The 17,680-nt window shown below is 70.8% G+C and carries 18 protein-coding genes; 6 read left to right on the plus strand and 12 right to left on the minus strand.

What is annotated here, in order from left to right:
- The first annotated feature begins 46 nt into the window (after window positions 1-46).
- Together ESO89_RS00385 and ESO89_RS00390 are read left to right on the plus strand one after the other, a co-directional pair.
- Window positions 47-340 carry a 50S ribosomal protein L21e gene (locus tag ESO89_RS00385; RefSeq protein ID WP_095637575.1) on the plus strand — a complete coding sequence of 98 codons (294 nt, stop codon included), beginning with the start codon at window positions 47-49 and terminating at the stop codon, window positions 338-340.
- A gap of 6 nt (window positions 341-346) precedes the next feature.
- Complete coding sequence (locus ESO89_RS00390) at window positions 347-703, plus strand: RNA polymerase Rpb4 family protein (RefSeq protein ID WP_128903715.1); 357 nt, start codon at window positions 347-349, stop codon at window positions 701-703.
- 327 nt (window positions 704-1,030) lie between these two features.
- Here ESO89_RS00390 and ESO89_RS00395 read toward each other — a convergent pair whose 3' ends face one another.
- The 3 genes from ESO89_RS00395 to ESO89_RS00405 all read right to left on the minus strand — a co-directional run bounded on the left by ESO89_RS00395 (window position 1,031) and on the right by ESO89_RS00405 (window position 4,096).
- The gene (locus ESO89_RS00395; RefSeq protein WP_128903716.1) at window positions 1,031-1,837 is read right to left on the minus strand and encodes a TrmB family transcriptional regulator; all 807 of its coding nucleotides are present in this window, start codon (window positions 1,835-1,837) and stop codon (window positions 1,031-1,033) included.
- Window positions 1,838-1,984: 147 nt separating this feature from the next.
- Entirely contained in the window at window positions 1,985-3,643 is a 1,659-nt protein-coding gene (locus ESO89_RS00400; protein ID WP_128903717.1) for a DUF255 domain-containing protein, read from the minus strand.
- A 231-nt stretch (window positions 3,644-3,874) separates the two neighbouring features.
- Window positions 3,875-4,096, minus strand: coding sequence for a hypothetical protein (locus ESO89_RS00405; RefSeq protein WP_128903718.1), 222 nt, complete (start codon window positions 4,094-4,096; stop codon window positions 3,875-3,877).
- Window positions 4,097-4,367: 271 nt separating this feature from the next.
- On the opposite strand from ESO89_RS00405, the gene ESO89_RS00410 reads away from it, so the two are divergent.
- Window positions 4,368-5,579, plus strand: a complete 1,212-nt coding sequence (locus ESO89_RS00410) for a hypothetical protein (RefSeq protein WP_128903719.1) — start codon at window positions 4,368-4,370, stop codon at window positions 5,577-5,579.
- Window positions 5,580-5,601: 22 nt separating this feature from the next.
- Here ESO89_RS00410 and ESO89_RS00415 read toward each other — a convergent pair whose 3' ends face one another.
- From ESO89_RS00415 to cheB, 9 genes are all read right to left on the minus strand, one after another.
- Window positions 5,602-6,747 carry a carbohydrate kinase family protein gene (locus ESO89_RS00415; RefSeq protein WP_128903720.1) on the minus strand — a complete coding sequence of 382 codons (1,146 nt, stop codon included), beginning with the start codon at window positions 6,745-6,747 and terminating at the stop codon, window positions 5,602-5,604.
- Entirely contained in the window at window positions 6,744-7,715 is a 972-nt protein-coding gene (locus ESO89_RS00420) for a ribose 1,5-bisphosphate isomerase (RefSeq protein ID WP_128903721.1), read from the minus strand. The genes ESO89_RS00415 and ESO89_RS00420 overlap by 4 nt, the downstream gene beginning before the upstream one ends.
- 120 nt (window positions 7,716-7,835) lie before the next feature.
- Window positions 7,836-8,540 (minus strand): class II aldolase/adducin family protein, encoded by a 705-nt coding sequence (locus tag ESO89_RS00425; protein ID WP_128903722.1) that lies wholly within the window; start codon window positions 8,538-8,540, stop codon window positions 7,836-7,838.
- Window positions 8,537-9,250: an HAD family hydrolase gene (locus tag ESO89_RS00430; protein ID WP_128903723.1), complete on the minus strand. Its 714-nt coding sequence runs from the start codon at window positions 9,248-9,250 to the stop codon at window positions 8,537-8,539. The genes ESO89_RS00425 and ESO89_RS00430 overlap by 4 nt, the downstream gene beginning before the upstream one ends.
- Window positions 9,251-9,525: 275 nt before the next feature.
- Window positions 9,526-10,398: a CheF family chemotaxis protein gene (locus tag ESO89_RS00435; RefSeq protein WP_128903724.1), complete on the minus strand. Its 873-nt coding sequence runs from the start codon at window positions 10,396-10,398 to the stop codon at window positions 9,526-9,528.
- Window positions 10,399-11,607 carry a HEAT repeat domain-containing protein gene (locus tag ESO89_RS19140; RefSeq protein WP_128903725.1) on the minus strand — a complete coding sequence of 403 codons (1,209 nt, stop codon included), beginning with the start codon at window positions 11,605-11,607 and terminating at the stop codon, window positions 10,399-10,401.
- Window positions 11,607-12,416: a CheR family methyltransferase gene (locus ESO89_RS00445; protein ID WP_128903726.1), complete on the minus strand. Its 810-nt coding sequence runs from the start codon at window positions 12,414-12,416 to the stop codon at window positions 11,607-11,609. The genes ESO89_RS19140 and ESO89_RS00445 overlap by 1 nt, the downstream gene beginning before the upstream one ends.
- Window positions 12,413-14,737 (minus strand): chemotaxis protein CheA, encoded by a 2,325-nt coding sequence (locus ESO89_RS00450; protein ID WP_128903727.1) that lies wholly within the window; start codon window positions 14,735-14,737, stop codon window positions 12,413-12,415. Before ESO89_RS00450 ends, ESO89_RS00445 begins: the two co-directional genes overlap by 4 nt.
- A complete protein-coding gene (gene cheB / locus ESO89_RS00455) occupies window positions 14,737-15,849 on the minus strand; it encodes a chemotaxis-specific protein-glutamate methyltransferase CheB (RefSeq protein ID WP_206731709.1) in 1,113 nt (370 codons plus the stop codon). Before cheB ends, ESO89_RS00450 begins: the two co-directional genes overlap by 1 nt.
- 102 nt (window positions 15,850-15,951) lie before the next feature.
- Here cheB and ESO89_RS00460 point away from each other — a divergent pair, with 102 nt between their 5' ends.
- The 3 genes from ESO89_RS00460 to ESO89_RS00470 all read left to right on the plus strand — a co-directional run bounded on the left by ESO89_RS00460 (window position 15,952) and on the right by ESO89_RS00470 (window position 17,651).
- Window positions 15,952-16,437, plus strand: a complete 486-nt coding sequence (locus tag ESO89_RS00460; RefSeq protein WP_128903729.1) for a chemotaxis protein CheW — start codon at window positions 15,952-15,954, stop codon at window positions 16,435-16,437.
- A 132-nt stretch (window positions 16,438-16,569) separates the two neighbouring features.
- Window positions 16,570-17,265, plus strand: a complete 696-nt coding sequence (locus tag ESO89_RS00465; protein WP_128903730.1) for an RAD55 family ATPase — start codon at window positions 16,570-16,572, stop codon at window positions 17,263-17,265.
- Window positions 17,265-17,651: a hypothetical protein gene (locus ESO89_RS00470; RefSeq protein WP_128903731.1), complete on the plus strand. Its 387-nt coding sequence runs from the start codon at window positions 17,265-17,267 to the stop codon at window positions 17,649-17,651. Before ESO89_RS00465 ends, ESO89_RS00470 begins: the two co-directional genes overlap by 1 nt.
- Window positions 17,652-17,680: the final 29 nt, after the last annotated feature.

The following is a 17,680-nucleotide window of genomic DNA, read 5'->3' on the forward strand; positions in this document are numbered from 1 at the left end:
GTAACGCACCTTTTATAACCGCGGCAGCGGAAGGACGCCCAAGACCATGCCGAGTTCCAATGGACCCCAGAAGGCGACCCGCGACAAGCTCTCGAACAAACCCCGCGACCGCGGCACGTCGCCGCCGCAGCGAGCGATCCAGGAGTTCGACGAGGGGTCGCAGGTCCACCTCAAGATCGACCCGAGCGTCCAGAAGGGCCGTTTCCACCCGCGCTTCGACGGCCGGACCGGTACGGTGGTCGGCAAGCAGGGTTCCGCGTTCAAAGTCGAGATCCCGGACGGTGGCAAGACGAAGACGCTCATCGTCGCCGCCGCCCACATGAGCGCACAGCAGAACTGACACGCAATGACGATATTCAAAGAGAAGGTCGACGAGGAGTACGTCACCACCTCCGAGGCGAAGGAGATCCTCGTGGATATCGAGGCGAAGCGCGCGGAGGACGAGGACCGCGACCTGCGCTACGAACTCGCCCGCGCGATCGAGCACGTCAACCGCTTCGCCCACCTCGACGCCGAGGAGTCCCGAGAGCTGGTCGAGGAGCTGACCGATCTCGACCAGATCGACGTGCCGACTGCGGTGAAGATCGCGGACCTCCTGCCCGAGGACCGCACCGAACTGCGCTCGGTGTTCGCTCAGGAGCGCTACTCGCTCGACGGCGACGAGCTCGACGACGTGCTGAACGTCGTCGCGAAGTACGCCTGAGGCGGCGGTACTCGGTTTCTTCGTTCGCGTTTCGTTTTGGTGGGTCGTCGACTCGCTAGTTCGTCGGATCGGTCTCGATCGCGTCTTCGACGTCTCCGCGGTGAAGGCCTCCGAAGCCCCAGCCTCGCGGTTCGCGGCCTTCGGCCGCTCGCCGGCACGCGCCGACCGCATCGTTCTTTATAAGCGATCGTCGCCGCTCACGGTTGTTTACTACGATTTCGGTAGCGACGAACTTCAACGGCCACTTCCGCTATCGGGCACCGCTATTCGCGTGCTGGTCGTACTCGCCCCAGAACGTTTTCTGTCGAGGGTCACAGCGGGGTCGGATCACCCGAACGTCAGCGGCTCCGCCTCGCCCCACTGCGGCTCGAACTGGTCTTTCACGCTCGCCGCGAACTCCGCGTCCTTCACGTCGATCATCGCGAACGGCTCGTCCCCGGAGAGCGGGTGCGGCACCTCGATACAGACTTCGATCCCGTCGAAGACGGAGAAGGTCCCGTCGACGCCGGCGGTCGTGCGCACCTCGAATCCGTCCATGTCCGAGAGCTCGGCGGTGTACCGCCGGCCGACGCTCCGCGGGAGCGCGTCTACCGTCTCCGGCGACAGCAGCACGCGGATCTCGACGCCCCGGTCCAGCGCCGCCTCCAGCTCGTCTGTCACCTGCTCGCCGATCGTCCCGAGGTCGAAGCCGGTCGCGGGCGCGCCGGCGACGACGACCATCCGGCGCTCGGCGGCCGCGATCCGCTCTAAGAGGAGGTCGGTGGCGTCCTCCGCGCCGACCGCGGCGGTCCAGAACTGCCCGTCGACGGGCTCGCCCGCGTCGAGCTCCGTCGAGATGTCGTCGACGACCTCCTCGTACTGCTCCGCCTGCGTCTCCAGCTCCCGCTTCTTCTCCTCCAACAGCCGGTCGAGCGCGGCGTCCGGCTCGACCGCCGCGTACTTCTTCGGTCGGCTGGCCGCCTGACTCCGGACCAAGTTATGCTGTTCTAAGCTGTTGAGCACGTCGTACACCCGCCCCATCGGGACCTCGCTGGCCCGTGAGAGGTCCTTCGCCGTCGTCGGCCCGGTGCGCAGGAGCGCGCGGTACGCGCGGGCCTCGTACTCCGAGAGCCCCAGGTCGCGGAGAGATGCCATACCGACTCATCCGTCGGGATCGGTATAAACACGTCGCCGGTTTACACGGGGCAGTGGTGGTCGTTACACGAGCTACCCCCGTCGGATTCGACGCGGATGACGAACCGAAAGCGCCCCGATCCGGAGGAAATCGGTTCGGTCAAGTCGCTACTCGACCGTCTCGGCGACCCGCGTCATCAACTCGTCCGGTGTTTCCGCGGGCTCGGAGGCGGCGTCCCCGGCGAGCACGACCGCGGACCCCGTCGGCACCGACCGCGGGGCGGGCGCGTCCTCCCGGTGGGCGTTCGGGACGACGACCTTGTCGTGGTCCGCGACCCGCCACGCGGCGCGGTGGAGGTCGCTGCCGGGCTCGTCGCCGACGGCGACCACGGTGGTGCCGCGGAGGAGCCGCCCCGCGAGGCTGCCGTATCCGGCGACCTGCACGCTCAGTCGCTCCGTCGCGCCGGCGAACGACTCGGCCGTTTCACGGGCGACCGCCTCGTAGCGCTCCTCGCCCGTCAGCGCCGCCAGGTCGAGCAGCGCGGTCGCCATCTCCACGTTGCCGTCGAGCGGGCGGAAGGGACGGTCGAGCAGCCCCGCGCCCGACCGCGGCCCGTCGACGAAGGAGCCGTCGACGTGCAACCGGTCGATCGCTCGGTCCGCGACCGCGCGGGCGACGGCGGCGCCCTCGCCGAGCACGCCGGCGGCGCGGGCGTACGCGCTCACGACGCGGGCGGCGTCGGCGAGTAAGTCCGTCTCGCCGACCTCGTCGCTCCCGCGGTAGCGGGTCACCTCGCCGGAGTCGGCGTCGATCAGGTCGCGTTCGAGTCCGTCGAGGATGCGGTCGGCGTACTCGCGCGCGCGTTCGTCGTCGGTGTAGGCGGCGACCGCGAGCAGCGCGTCGGCCGCGAGCGCGTTCCCGCCCGCGAAGACGGTCAGGTCACGGCGGGGCGAGTCGAGCTCCTCGCGGTCCGCCGCGGAGGCGGCGTAGTAGGCGCGCCCGAGCCCCGGACCGACGCTTCCGCCGACGCCGTAACCGGTCCAGAGGTCGTCGGTGAGGAACTCGACCGCGTCGGTCGCGGGCTCCAAGTACGCCTCGTCGCCCGTGTAGAGGTAGGCGTTCGCGAACGCGCGCGTGACGGCCGCGTTCGTGTCGATCGGCTTCTCGTAGGCCACGTCGCCCCAGTCGGGCGTCCCCGCGAACCGGAAGAAGCCGCCGGCCACGTCGTCGGCGAGGTGGTCGCGCACCGCGTCGAGCGTCCGGAGGGCGCGGTCGCGGTCGCGCTTCAGCGCGAACTCGACGGTGCGGGGAAGCGGGAACTTCGCGTCCGATCCCCAGCCGGCGTGCTCCTCGTCGTACTTCGCCTCGATCTGGCCGGCGAGGTGGCTCTCGACCGCGTCCGTCACCTCCCCGCTCGGCGGGAGGTCTGCGTCGAGCGCGCGGGGGATTCGGCCGGCGTCTCGACCCTTGTCGGCCCACATCTGCCGGACCGATTCGAGCACCTGCCGCATCCCGTCCACGTCGAGGTAGCCCGCGCCCGTCAGCAGCTTCCCCTCGGGAGTGAGGAAGGCGGTCGTCGGGAACCCGCCCATGTTGTACCGCTCGCGCACCCGCGGGTGGCGGTCCACGTCGACGCGGACCGGGACGAACCCCTCGTTGACGTTGGCGGCGATCCGCGGCTCCGCGTAGGTGATCGCGTCCATCTCGTGACAGCCCTCACACCAAGTGGCGGACAGCGACAGGAGGACCGGACAGTCCCGGTCGTCGGCCTCGGCGAAGGCCTCGGCGCCCCAGTCGCGCCACTCGACGTGCGTCTCGTCGGTCATACCGACAGTCGGAGCGGGCGGTGGGTAAGCGCTTCGAGAGCGGTAAGCGGCCGGCCAGTCGTCCGAAGGGAGGGAGGGAGGGTGGCGGTCGGCGGAGGGTGGCGGTCGGCGGAGGGTGGCGGTCGGCGGAGGGTGGCGGTCGGCGGAGGGTGGCGGTCGGCGGAGGGTGGCGGTCGGCGGAGGGCGACGGTCGGTCGTCGGTGACGATGCGGTTCGGAGAGCGTGGCGGCCTCAGCGCTTGTAGTCGTGGCCGAGCGCGAGCGTCAGGGCATTCGCGAACAGCAGGCCGACGAACAGCAGACCGGGAGTGCCCTCCAGTCCCATGTAGAGGAGCACGGGGTACGTGGTCGGGATGGCGATCGCCGCCCAGAAGGCGGCGGCCTTCACCGTACCGGTCATCAGTCCGGCGACCTGCCGGCCGGACGCGAGGCGCGTGGAAGCGGGGGTTGACATGGACACTTCCTCCTACGACCGGCGACCCCATATAGCCCGCAGAGGGTTCGGGGTATTTCACCACGTTTCTCGCGGCTCGACGACGTTTCAAAACGTCATCAAAACCGGTTTAAATCTTCATCGAGTCCTCTCACCCTTTTTCTCCCGATCGACGACGATCGTCGAAACGACCGTTCGATCGGCGGCGACGAGGCGGCCTGTCGGCGTGACACAGAGAGGCGTTTGCGCCTACAGGAAGCCCTTATGTAGGGCCGTCGTAGCGACGCCCGCCATGACCGAACTCACGCGTCGAACGGCGATATACGGGATCGGGACGGGAAGCGTCGCCGCCCTCGCCGGCTGTACCGATGGAACCGATCCCGGCGCGGGAGACGGGGGAGACGGAAGCGACGGCGGAACTGGCGACGGAAACGATGGTGACAGCGAGGACGGCGGCGACGGCGAGAACGGAAACGACGGCGGGACCGGCGTCACCGACACGGCGGTCCACCGGGTCGGCGGCGCGCTCTCCGGCCCCGCGTGGAGCCGCGAGTCGCGGCGCGGCTTCTGCACGCTGGTCACAGACGAGGACGAAAGCCGGTGGCTGTTCGACGACGCCCCGGCGGAGACGGGGGAGTTCGTCGAGGCGACCGACTTCTCGTCGTCCGTGCTCGCGTACGTCGAGTCGGTCGGGCCGACCACCTGCCACGACCGGATCGCGTTCGGCGAGGTCGGCGTCGAGGACGGGACGCTCGTCGCGAGCGCGACCGTCGAGAACACCGCCGACGCCGACGAGGCGTGCGGCGAGGCGATCACCTTCTCCGGCGCGCTGCTTCGGGTCACTGCCGACCCACTGCCGGACGCGATCCGACTGTCCCTGACGGACGGGTGGGGCGAGACCGCGGAGCTGACCGGTGAGGACTGCCTCGTCGACCCCGAGGCGCTGCCCGGCGGCGTCCGCCCCGACGGCGACCCCCCGAACGTCCCCGCCTCGTTCGACTGCGAGACGGAGGGGTTCGAGCGGCACCCGCAGGTCTACGGGGACGGGGTCAATTGGGGTGGCGGCGGCGGCGCGGGCAGCGACGCGGGCGGCGACGGACCGCTCGCGCTCCGCGCCGTGATTCCCGGGGACGACGACGCCGGATCGGAGGAGCTCGCGATCGGTCGCGGAACTCGCTTCAGGATCGAGCTGACGAACGTCTCGGGCCGCGAGGCCTACGTCGGCAATCAGGGGAAGTACAACCTCGAACTGCGCACGGAGTCGGGATGGACCGAGATCCGCGGGACCGACGGGGACGGCACGTTCGGGTACACCGACGAGGCGCTTGCCGTCCGACCGGGCGAGACGCTCGACTGGGAGTTCGAGATGACCGAAGCGGGGCTCGTCGAGAACGGTCCGCACGCGGACGCGCTCCGCGTCTGTCCCGACCTCGTACCCGGACGCTACCGGTTCGTCTTCTGGGGTGCCGCCGACCTCGCGGTGGCGTTCGACTACGTCGGGTAGCGCGGTCCGCCTCCGAATCAGTTCAGACCCGGATCTCGATCAGCAGGTCCGACTCGGGGGACTCGCCCATCACCGACCGGACGCGGTCCCACGAGAGTCCGGCGCGGGCGGTCACCGTCTCGGCCGCGATCGCGCCGCAGGCGTTGCCCACGAGCAGGGGCACCTGGTAGTCGCGCGGGTCGTGCGAGAAGCCGTCGCCGGCGATCTCGGGATCGCGGAGGGCGGCGCCGAGGAAGCCGGCCGCGAACGCGTCCCCGGCGCCGACGGTGTCGACGGCGTCGACGTCGAAGCCGGGGTGCGACACGTCGCCGTGGGGGGTCCGAATCGTCGCGCCCTCCTCGCCGAGCTTGATCGCGACGACGCGGTCGTCGGGTTCCCACGGGTCGATGTCGGTCGAGTCGGCGAGCGCGTCGGCCTCCGGGGCGTTCAGGAAGAGCACGTCCGTGGCGTGGAGCGCGGCCTCGAACTCGCGGTCGCCGACGCGGCGCCCTGGATCGAAGCTCCGGGTTGTTCCGTCCTCGCCAGCGGCGGTCGCGAGCGCGGCCGCGGTCCCCGGCTGCTGGCCGGTGAGGTGGAGGTGGTCGGCCGCCGCCAGCGTGTCCCGGTCGAGCTCGGCCGCGGTGAACGACTCGTTGGCGCCGCCGTTCGCCAGCATGAGGAGTTCCCCGCCGCCGTCGACGATCGCGTACTTCACCGAGGTCGGCGCGTCCGCGTCGACGAGGACCTGTCCGGGATCGACGCCGGCGCTCGCCAACTCGCGGAGCGCCAGCGCGCCCGACTCGTCGCCGCCGACACTCCCGTAGACGACCGACTGGCCGCCCAATCCCACGAGCCCGACCGCGACGTTCGCGGCGCTGCCGCCGCCGGACTGTTCGAGCAGGTCGATCCGGGTCTCCCCGTCCGGCTCCGGCAGCTCGTCGACGTGGATCGTCACGTCCCAGTTGATGTGGCCGGCCGAGACCACCTTCGGGACGCGGTCGGCGGCGTCCGGTTCGAGGTCGGGATCGCCGTCGACGGGGTCATCGGCGGCGGGGTCGTCGTCGACGGGGTCGTCCTCCTCTCCCCTCTCCTCCTCGCCGGCCTCCCACTCGGAGACCTCCTCGTCCCACTCCGCGAGTTCCTCCTCCCAGTCGTCGGTCCCGTCGCGTCCCGCGCCCTCCTCGCTCATGGTTCGGCCCACGGCTCCTCGGCGCCCTCGCCGAACAGCTCCCGCATCAGCGTCACGATGCTCTCGGGCGGGAACTGGCCGTGCTCGGTGACGATCGCGTCCATGTACCGCGGCGGCGTCACGTCGAACGCCGGGTTCTCGACCGCGATCTCGCCGATCCCCTCGCGGGTCTCCGGGTCGATCACCTCGCCCTCGTCGCGCATCTCGATTTCGATGGTGTGGCCCGTCAACGTCTCCGGATGGAGCTTGATCGTCTGGGCCGCGGTCATGATCGGGACGCCGCGCTCGCGGGCGTTGACCGCGAGCCCAGAGGTGCCGATCTTGTTGATCACGCCGCCGTCCGCGGCGATCGAGTCGGCGCCGACGACGACGTGGTCGACCTCGTCGAGGTAGCGCCGCGCCGCGGAGTCGACGATCAGGGTGACGGGGACGCCGGCGTCGCGGAGCTGTTCGGCGGTGATGTGCCCCTGCTGGCGCGGGCGGGTCTCCTTCACGACCGCCGAGATCGACTTCCCCTGCTCGACGGCGGCCTCGATGCAGGCGAGCGCGTCCGTCGAGTGGCAGTGGGTCATCACCGTGTCGCCGTCGGCGAGGCGGTTCGCGCCGACCTGCCCGAGGTCTTCCTGCGCGCGGTCGAGTTGGCGGACGAACGCGTCGCTCGCGCCGACGACGCTGCGGCGCAGCTCCTCGACGGTCTCCCCCTCCATCCGCTGGAGGACGTAGCGGAGGGCGTTCGGCAGCGACACGGCAGTCGGCCGGGTCTCGCGGAGGGTCCGCGCCGCGGCGCGCATCGACGCCCGGAAGGCGGCGGGGTCGCTCGCTGTCTCGCCGGACGCGGCCGCGGCCTCGGCCTGGGCGGCGAGCGCCTCCGCGGCCGCCGACGCGATGGCCGCCGCGCCGCGGGTCTCCATCGTCGCGATCGATTCGGCGGTCTCCCGAACGGGGGCCGCCGGCTCCGTGTCGGTCATACCGATCCAGTAGCCGGCTCGGTAGTGATAAAACCGAGCAAGAAGCGGTCGGGTGCGAGTCGCCGGCGTCCGGCTGTCGCCCCCTGCTACAAGCCGTCGGCGTCCGGCTGTCGCCCCTCACTACGAGCCGTCGGCGTCCGGCTGTTGGCCGTAGCTCTCGAACCGCTCCTCGACGGTCGCCATCTGCTCGTCGGAGAGGACGTGCGGCTCGCCGACCGCCGACGCCCGGAGGTAGAGCCGGCAGAGGTCCTCGACGTGGCGGGTGTTCTCGACCGCCGTCTCGACGTCCGGGCCGGTGACGACGAGCCCGTGGTTCGCGAGGATCGCGGCGTCGGAGTCGGCCTCGGCCATCGCGGCCACCACGTTCGCGGCCAGCTCCTCCGTGCCGTACGGCGCGTAGTCGGCCAGCGGGACCTCCCGACCCACCGCGGCGATCATGTAGTGAACGGGCGGCAGCTTCCGGTGGAGCGTCGCCATCGTCGTCGCCCACGGCGAGTGGGTGTGGACGATCGCGCCCGGCCGGTCGTGCTTGTAGATCCCCGTGTGCATCGGCACCTCGCTCGACGGGGCCATCCGGCCCGCCAGCCGCCCGCCATCCAGCGAGACCACCGGCACGTCGGCCGCGTCGAAGGAGTCGTACGGGACTCCGGTGGGCGTCACCGCGACCCGCTCGCCCTCGCGGACGCTCAGGTTCCCGGTCCGCGCCGGCGTCAGGTCCGCGAGCGCCGGCGCGTACTCCACGACCGCCTCGCGCGCGTCGCGCAGGAGGTCGGGGTCGGGGTTGGCGTCGGCGTCGACGTCGGAATCGGCTCCCTCCCGACTCATGTCGCCACCTCCGTCAGGTCGGCGAACGCGCCGAGGCGGTAGTCCGGGTGCCGGTCGCCGTCGAGCTCGTCGATCGCGGGCGCCTCGCCGTCGGCGACGAACAGCGCCGTATCCATCCCGATCGCGTTCGCGCCGGCCACGTCGGCGCCGACGTTGTCGCCGACCATGAGCGCCTCGCTCGGCCGGCGGTCGAACGCCGCGAGCGCGGTCGTGAAGGGGATCGCGCTCGGCTTCTCGCGGCCGACCTCCTCGGAGGTGACGAGCCGGTTGATCCGGTCGTCGATCGCGAGCCGCGAGAGCTTTCGGAGCTGGACCCGGGTGGTGAGGTTGGTCACGACCGCGATGTCGGTCCCCGCCTCGGTGAGCGCGTCGAAGACGCGCTCGACCCCGTCGCAAAGCTCCATCTCGCTCGCGTACCCCTCCCAGTACGCGTCGCCGAGCGCTAGCGCGTCGGCGGCGTCGTGCTCGCCGGCGTGGCGCCGCAGCGCGCGCTTGAAATAGATGTGCCGGTCGTGAGAGGCGGCGGTCTCGCGCGTCTCCCGCTTCGTCTCCCGCCGCGCCGTCGCGTACAGCTCGTCGAACGTCTCGCGGTCCATCTCGTACCCCCGGTCGCGGAACGCCGCGAGGGCGGCCCGCTTGCCCGCCTCGTTGCAGGGGGCGTACGGGTACAGGGTGTTGTCGAGGTCGAAGAACACCGCCTCGTAGCTCATGCGCTTCCTCGGTCAGGGAGCGACTTAAGAGTGATTCGACGGCGGAGACGCGGAGCGGCCGCGACGACGTGGAGTACCTCCGACGGTGCGGAGCGTCCGAGCGAACCCGCGGCTTATGACGGATACCGCGGCCACGCCCTCCGTGGCGTGAGCGACGCCCGCGGCGGCCGAGGCGGGAGCCCGGCGCACCGCCGCGGAAAAGACGACCGCGCCGGCTGTTCGCCACTTCTCGGCGGTATCCCTCGACGGCGACTCCGCCGGCGATCGCCAGCCGGCTACTGCTCGTTCATCGCCTCGCTGGCGATGTTGCGCCCGCGGGAGTTCAGCGCCACCTCGCGGCGCACCCGCACCTCCTCGACCACTTCGAGCTCGACGAGCCGCTCGAACGTCTCCTCGACCGCGTCGACGTCCATCCCGAGGAACGACGGGATCTCGAACGGCGAGACGCCGGAGTACAGCGCCATCAACACCTCCCGGTCGCGGCTGGAGAGGTCGACGTTCGTCGACGAGCGCTCCTCGCCCTTCCGGAGCCACGCCTCGACGAACCGCATCCGGTTGGGGTCGCCGGCGATGTGGGTCTCGATGCTCGTCCCCTCGTCGTCGGTGTGCGACACCTCGATCACGGGCTTCTTCTCGCCGTTGACGGTTCGTTTCGCGGCGTCGAGGCCGCTGATGTCGTCGAGGTCGAACTTTATGAACGCGCCGCTCTCCATGGCCGCGTTGAGCCCGTTCTCGTCGATTTTTACCCGCGCCTGCTCCCACTCGGTCTCCTGAACGACGCCGCCCTCGATCGCCGGGTGTTTCGCGGTCACGGTCCGCTGGTCGAGCAGCGCCCGGTACACGTCGCGCTCGAACGACTCGTGGTCCGAGGCGGCGACGAGCAGCACCTGATCGCCGAGGTCGAAGCTGACGTAGTTGGAGACGCGTGCGACCGACTGGTTGGCGTCGTGGCGCCCGCCGAGCCCTTCCAGATCCGAGAGCGGGACCGTGCGCTTCCCGTCGTTGCCGGCTAAGATTAGCCGGCGGTTCGAGAGGAGGACGCGTCCCGGCGTCCACGAGACGTCGCTCACCTTCCGCCCCTCGCGGACGGCGACGGCGAACCGCGCCTGGGTGTCGGAGACCTTGTACTCGCCGCTCTCCCCCGACATTTACGGTCCCCCCGCCCGGAGCTTCGAGACCGCCGAGAACACCCGCTTCCGGACCGCGGGGCTCTCGTCGTCGGTGAACTCTTCGAGCCGGTTGAGCGTCTCCTGTCCCCCGACCTGTCCGAGCACGAACACCGCCTTCGCGCGGGCCTCTTCGGGATGTTCGGTACCGAGCCGATCGAGGAGTCGGTCCTCGACGATCGGCCCGCCGAGGCTCTTGAGGCTGGTGGCCGCGAACTGCGCGGTCTGCGCGTCGTCGTCCGCGAGCGCGTCCGCCAGCGCCTCGACCGCGACCGCCGACTCCGGCTCCGCGACGCGGCCGAGAATCCACGCCGCGTTCCGTCGCTGGCGGCTCTGCTGGCCGTCGGTGAGGATCTCGACGAGCGGCTCGACGACCGTCTCGTCGTCGGCCTGCTTCAGCTCGGAGACGACCCGGTCGCGGACCGCGTGGCTCTGCTGGGTCGGCACGTTCGAGAGCAGCTCGATGATCGAGTACACCGCGGCGTTGCGCACCACCGCGCTCTCGTCGCCGAGCGCGCGGGCCAGCGGCTCGACCGGGTCCGGGTTGTTCGCCTTCCCGAGCGCGCCGGCGGCGATGCGCCGGAGCGACTCGTCGCCGTCGGCGAGCAGGTCGATCAGGGGAGAAAGCGCCTGATCCGTACCGATGGTCCCGAGCGCGTTGGCGGCGGCGCGTCGGACCCGCGGCTCGTCGTCGAGCCGTTCCGTCAGCTCGGGCACCGCGCGGGGGTCGGCGAAGGTCCCGCAGGCCTGACAGGCGCGGAGCCTGACGCGGGGGTCCTCGTCGTCGAGCGCCTCGACGAGGTGCTGGAGGCCGCTCGCGTCGTCGAGCCGGCCGAGCGCGTTGGCGGCGGCCATCCGGAGCTCCGGGCGGTCGGCCTGCAGCGCGCGGGCGAACTTCCGAGCGGTGACCCACTCGGCCTCGGAGCCCTTGGTGCCGGTGAGCTCCGAGAGGAGCTGTTCGAGCGCCGCCTCGCCGATCTCGTCGAGCGCGTCCACCGCGGCCCCCCGGACCTGCGCGTCCTCGTCGCTCGTCGCCGCACGCAGGAGCACGTCGATCGACGGCTGGTCGCTGGGGTCGGCGACCTCCCCGAGGAACTCGGCCGCGCGCTTCCGGACCGCGGCGCTGTCGCTGCCCAAGGCGTCCCTGAGCCGCTCGGCGTTCCCGTCCCGTGCGTGCTGATACAGCGACATCAGACCCTCCGGAACACCCGCCGGCGCTTGTCGATCGGCTCGTACCTGTCCGAGCGGTCCGGCGGGACGCTCTCGGTCATCCCGAGCACGAGCACGCCGTCGTCCGCGAGCGACGCCTCCAGCGTGTCGAACAGCGCACCCTTGTGGTCGACGTCGATGTAGATCAGCAGGTTGCGGCACAACACCACGTCGAAGGGGTCGCGCGCCCCGTCGCGGATCAGGTCGTGCGTCTCGAAGTCGACGAGCCGTTTGACCTCCGAGCGAACCCGGAACGCGTCTTCGTCGCGCTCGACGTAGCGGTCGGGGTCCGAGAGGGGTTCGAGTTCCGCCGCGATGTCGGTCGTGCGGGTGGTGTGATAGACCCCCTCTCGGGCGTTGTCGAGCGCCTCCTCGCTGATGTCCGAGCCGAGCACCTCGACGCGCGACTCGTCGATCTCGGGGTCGTCGCAGGCCAACATCGCGACCGAGTACGGCTCCCGGCCGTCGGCCGAGGGGGCCGACCAGACGCGGACCCGCCGCTGTTCGCTCGTCCGCTCGCGAAGCACCCCGCGGAGCACGTCCCACATCTCCGGGTTGCGGAAGAACTCCGTCACGTTGATCGTGAGCGCGTCCATCAGCGCCTCGCGCTCGTCGTCGTCCTCCCGGAGCAGCCGCTCGTACTCGGCGTGCGACTCGGTGTCGCGCCGGCGCATCCGGGCGGTGATCCGGCGATCGAGGTACGACTCGTTGTAGTAGCCGGGCTCGAACGGCACCGTGTCGTTGATCTGTCTGAGGACGCCCTCGAACTCCGTCTCGGTCTCGCCGCTCATAGGCTCACCACGTCGAGGACGGCCACGACGTCGCCGTCGCCGAGGACCGCCGTGCCGCTGAGCCCCGGCGTCCCCGACAGCGGCCCGTCGAGCGGTTTCACGACCACCTCCTCCTGATCGAGCACGGCGTCGCAGTGGAGCGCGACTTGTCGCGTCTCCTCGCGGATTCGCACGAGCATCCCCTCGTCGGTCACGCCGCCGTCGGTCGTCGCGGCGGCGTCGGTCTCCGCGGACTCGGCGTCGTCCGCCGCCCCGCCGGGAGCACCGGCACCGCTTCCCGCCCCGGCCGCCGCGGCGCCGCCGTTCGCGAGCCGCTCGTTCAGCCGAATCACCGGGTACAGGTCGTCCTCGTGGCGGACGATCTCGTCGCCGTGGACCTCCTCCACGTCGTCCGCGCGGGCGACCTCGGCGATCGACTTGATCGGGATTCCGTACTCCGTGCCGCCCACGTCGACGAACATCACCTTCACGATGGCGACGGTGACGGGGAGGCGGAACCGGACCGTCGTCCCTTCTCCCGGGTCGCTCTCGACCGAGACCGAGCCGTCGAGGTCGCGGGCGGTCGTCCGGACCACGTCCATCCCGACGCCGCGCCCGGAGACGTCGGTCACTTCCTCCGCGGTGGAGAAGCCGGGGTGGAACACGAGGTCGTAGACCTCGTCGTCCTCCATCGCCTCGACCGCCTCGCGGCTCTTGACGCCCTCGTCGACCGCCTTCTCGCGGAGCTGGTCGGGGTCGAGCCCGCCGCCGTCGTCGGCCACTTCGATGATGACGTGGTCGCGCTCACGCTCGGCCGTGAGCCTGACGTGCCCGGTCGGGTCCTTGCCGGCGGCCTCGCGCTCCTCGGGGGTCTCGATCCCGTGGTCCACCGCGTTCCGCAGGACGTGGACGAGCGGGTCGCGCATCTCCGTGAGGATGGTGCGGTCGAGCTCCACGTCGTCGCCCTCGATCTCGAAGTCGATCCGCTTGTCGAGGTCCCGCGAGATGTCGCGGACGAGCCGCGGGAACGAGTCCGACACCTGCGAGAACGGGATGAGCCGCATGTCCATCGCCGTGTCCTGCAGGCTGGACGCAAGCTTGTCGAGCTCGTCTAACGCGTCAGACTGCGCGTTCAGCTCCTCCAGCTCCCGGCGGAGCTTGATCCGGCTCGTCACCAGCTGCTCGACGAGCCCGTACAGCTCGTCGACCTGATCCACGTCGACCCGGATGGACTTGATCTCGTCGCCGGACTTGGTGTCTGACGAGGAGCCGTCTTCGTCGCTCTCGACGTCCGCGTCCGCGTCGTCCGCGCCCTCGTTGTCTGTATCGTCGACATCGCTGTCTGTATCGTCGACATCGCTGACGGCGTCCGCGTCGCCGTCGATGTCGTCGGTTTCGGGTTCGGTATCGGCGTCGGACTCGGCGTCGTCGACAGCACCGGCGTCGGACTCGGCGTCGTCGGCAGCACCGGCGTCGTCGTCCGCGGTCGCTTCGGCGTCGCCGTCCACCTCGACCGCGTCGCCCCCGTCGTCACCCCCGACGAGAGCCGTCGCGATCGACTCGACCTGCGTGAGCGCGCCGATCCCCTCGGCGACGACCCCGGGGTCGGCGTCGGCGACGAACGCGTCGAACCGCTCCTCGTACTCCCCGTCCTCCAGCGCCCCCGGGTCGGGGACCGTGACGTACTCGCCGAACTGGTCGTCGAGCGCCTGCAACACGAGCGCGGCGTCGACCCCCGCCATGGCGGCCTCGCCGACCGTCACGTCCGCGTACACGACCGGGTCGTCGAGGGCGGCCGCCGCGTCGGGGAGTTCGGGGACTGAGACGGCGTCCGCGTCGTCTCCGGTCTCCCCGGTCGCGCCGTCTTCCGCCGTGTCGGTGTCGGCGGTCTCCGGTTCGCCGGTTTCGGCGGCGGTCTCCGGCTCGCCGGTTTCGTCGCCCGCGTCGCCGTCCCCGCCGCCGACGGTCCCGTGTTCCTCCATCTCGCGGAGCCGGCTCTCCAGGTCGGAGGGATCGGTCGACACGTCGCCGGTGTCGGCGATCTCGGACACCATCGCCTCGACGGTGTCGACCCCCTCGAAGAGCAGATCCATCAGCTCGGGCGTCACCTCGCGGTCGCCCTGTCGGACCGCGTCGAGCAGGTCTTCGAGGGCGTGCCCGAAGTCGGAGACGTCCTCGTACCCCATCGCCGCGGCGTTGCCCTTCAGCGTGTGGGCGACGCGGAACACGTCGTCCATCGCCTCGGCGTCCTCGGGGTCCGCCTCCAACGCGAGCAGGGCGTTGTTCAGGTCCGTGATCCCGTCTTCCGCCTCGGCGACGAACGCGGCGCGGTGGGAGTCCATCAGGCCTCACCCCCCACGATCGCGCCGGCGACGTCGTCGAGGTCGCACACCTCGTCGACGCCGCCCGTCTCGACCGCGCGCTTCGGCATCCCGTAGATCACGCAAGTGTCCTCGCTCTGCGCGATCGTCCGCGCGCCGGCGTCGGCCATCGCCCGGATTCCCTCGGAGGCGTCCGACCCCATCCCCGTCAGCACGACGCCCACGAGGGGGCCGTCGACCACTTCGGCCGCCGAGCGCATCGTCACGTCGGCGGCGGGGGTGACCGACTGCGAGTCGTCCTCGTCGAGATTCACGCGGAGCCGCCCCGACCGGTAGCTGTCGATCCGGGTGTGGCTCCCGCCGCGGGCGACGAGCGCCTCGCCGGAGCCGATCCGGGCGCCGTCGCTCGCCTCGCGCACGTCGTACGCCGAGGCCTCGTCGAGGCGATCCGCGAACCGCGGGGTGAACGCCTCCGGCATGTGCTGGACGATGACGATCCGGCAGTCCGCCGTCGGCAGCGCCGACATGACGCGCTCGACCGCGTTCGGTCCGCCGGTCGACGCGCCGATCACGACCGTCAGCGGGCCGTCCAAGTCGGCGCTCGCGGCCGACGCGGAAGGAGTCGACGCCCCCGAGGCCGCCGCGCTCGGACCGCCGCCGGCCGCGTCGCGCTCGCGCCGATCGCGCGTCGCCGCGGCGAGGTCGGCGCCCGCGACCGACCGGACCGCCTCGACGAGCCGGTCCGACTCGCGAGAGACCCCGGCCGAGACCTCGCCGCCGGGCTTCGAGAAGAAGTCGACCGCGCCGCGTTCGAGCGCCTCGAACGTCACCTCCGCGCCCTCGGCGGTGTGCGCCGAGAGCATCAACACCGGCGTCGGGGTCTCGTCCATCAGCCGCTCGACGGCTTCGAGCCCGCCCATCCCCGGCATCTCGACGTCCATCGTCACGACGTCCGGACGCGTCTCGGCGACCACCGACAGCGCCTCGGCGCCGTCGCCCGCCTCGCCGACGACCGCGACCCCCGCGTCGGTCAAGAGGTCGGAGATCAGCCCTCGCATGAACGGCGAGTCGTCGACGACGACCACCTGCAAGGAGTCGTCGCGACCGCCTCGCCGATCCGTCGTCCTACTCATGTCCGGAAGCGGGCCCAGAATCAGCATAAATCCACGGACCCGGTAATCACACCTGATAATTCTGGGGACACGGTTATTGGTGCCTCCGCCGCAGGCTCTCCCATGGCAGCCACCGAGACGGACGCCGAACCCACGAAGGTGCTGGAGTTCGGGCTGGGCGACGGGACGTACTGTCTGGACATCGGGGTCATCGACGAGATCGTCGACGCCGGCGAGCTCACGCGGATACCCAACTCCCCGGACCACGTCGAGGGCGTGATGGACCTGCGGGGACGCACGACCACGATCGTCGACCCGAAGACCCTCTTTTCGATCGAGGAGGAAGGACCCCGCGAGCGGATCGTCGTGTTCGACGACGACGAGATCGACGAGGGCGGCACCGTCGGCTGGATGGTCGACGAGGTGTTCCAGGTCCGCGACGTGGCCCCGGAGGACGTGGATCAGGCGACGACCGTCGACGACGAGGGAGTAAACGGGATCGTCAAGTCCGACGACCGCTTCGTCGTCTGGGTCTCGCCCGACGTCGAGGAGATCGGAGACCTCGACGCCGCCGAGCTCGCCGCCGAGAGCGAGGAGGCCGAGGCGTAGCGCGTCGGTTCGCTAGCCGCCGACCGCCGACCAGCCGATCGCCCGCGGGCAGTCCCGCGATCGGCCCCGATCGTTCTCACCCGTGAGAACCGGGAGCCAACCCTTATCCGATGACCGATGAAGTCGATCGGTATGCGCGCCTCAAGCGGCGTTCCCGGGTTCGACGCCCTCGTCGACGGCGGCTTCCCGGAGAACCGCCTGTACGTTGTCAGCGGCCCGCCCGGCAGCGGGAAAACGACGTTCTGCTCGCAGTTCGCCGCGCAGGGCGCCCGCAACGGCGAGGACGTGCTGTACATCAGCATGCACGAGACGAAGGACGGAATCCGTCGCGACATGGGCGAGTACGACTTCGGGTTCGACCGCGCGCTCGACACCGATCGGGTCACCTTCCTCGACTCCTTCTCCTCGGACGGTCGGCGCTTCTTCGGCCTGCCGGGAGAACGACGGGACCACTCGGGGGTGACGAACCGCCTCACCGGCTTCATCAACTCCCGCGACATCGACCGAGTCGTCTTCGACTCCACCATGCTGTTGCGGTTCCTGCTCGACGACGACGAGGACACGATGGTCCAGCTGCTCTCCTCGCTGAAACGCACCGACGCGACGACCCTGCTCATCTCCGAGATGACCGACCCGAGCGCCTACTCCGAGGAGCACTACCTCGCGCACGGCGTCGTCTTCATGCACAACTACCTCGAAGACGACGGGATGCAGCGCGGGGTTCAGGTGCTGAAGATGCGCGGGACCGACATCGACACCGACATTCAGGGCGTCGAGTTCACGGACGGCGGGCTCCGGGTCGGCTCGGCCGCGACGGTGAGCCACTGATGTACGACCGGACGTTCGGTACGGAGTGGAACGACCTCACGCGCGAGGAGGCGGTCGAGCGCGCGTTCGCGCTCGGCGTCGCCGACGGCGTCGGCAGCGAGCGCCCGGCCGAGCTCGACCGCGTGCTGGGCGCCTTCGAGAACGCGTACGACCGGAGCCTGATCGAGCTCGCGTACGACGAGGGGCGAACCAAGGCGCTCGACGCCGCCGCCGAGGCCGACGACGCCGAGGCGGTCTGGGACCGGCTCGTCGACGGTGCGGGCTCCCCCCGGGGGCCTCCCGTGTCGGCCGCCCTCCCCGGAGCGATAACGGAACTGACACTGACGAGGGGTCCCCGCGAAGGCCCCCCGTCGTCGCTCGACCTCCCGTCGATGCTCCGGAAGTGATCCCTCGGAAGGGTTTTACCCCACTCCCT

It is taken from the genome of Halorubrum amylolyticum, from assembly GCF_004114995.1.
Taxonomy (GTDB): Archaea; Halobacteriota; Halobacteria; order Halobacteriales; family Haloferacaceae; genus Halorubrum; species Halorubrum amylolyticum.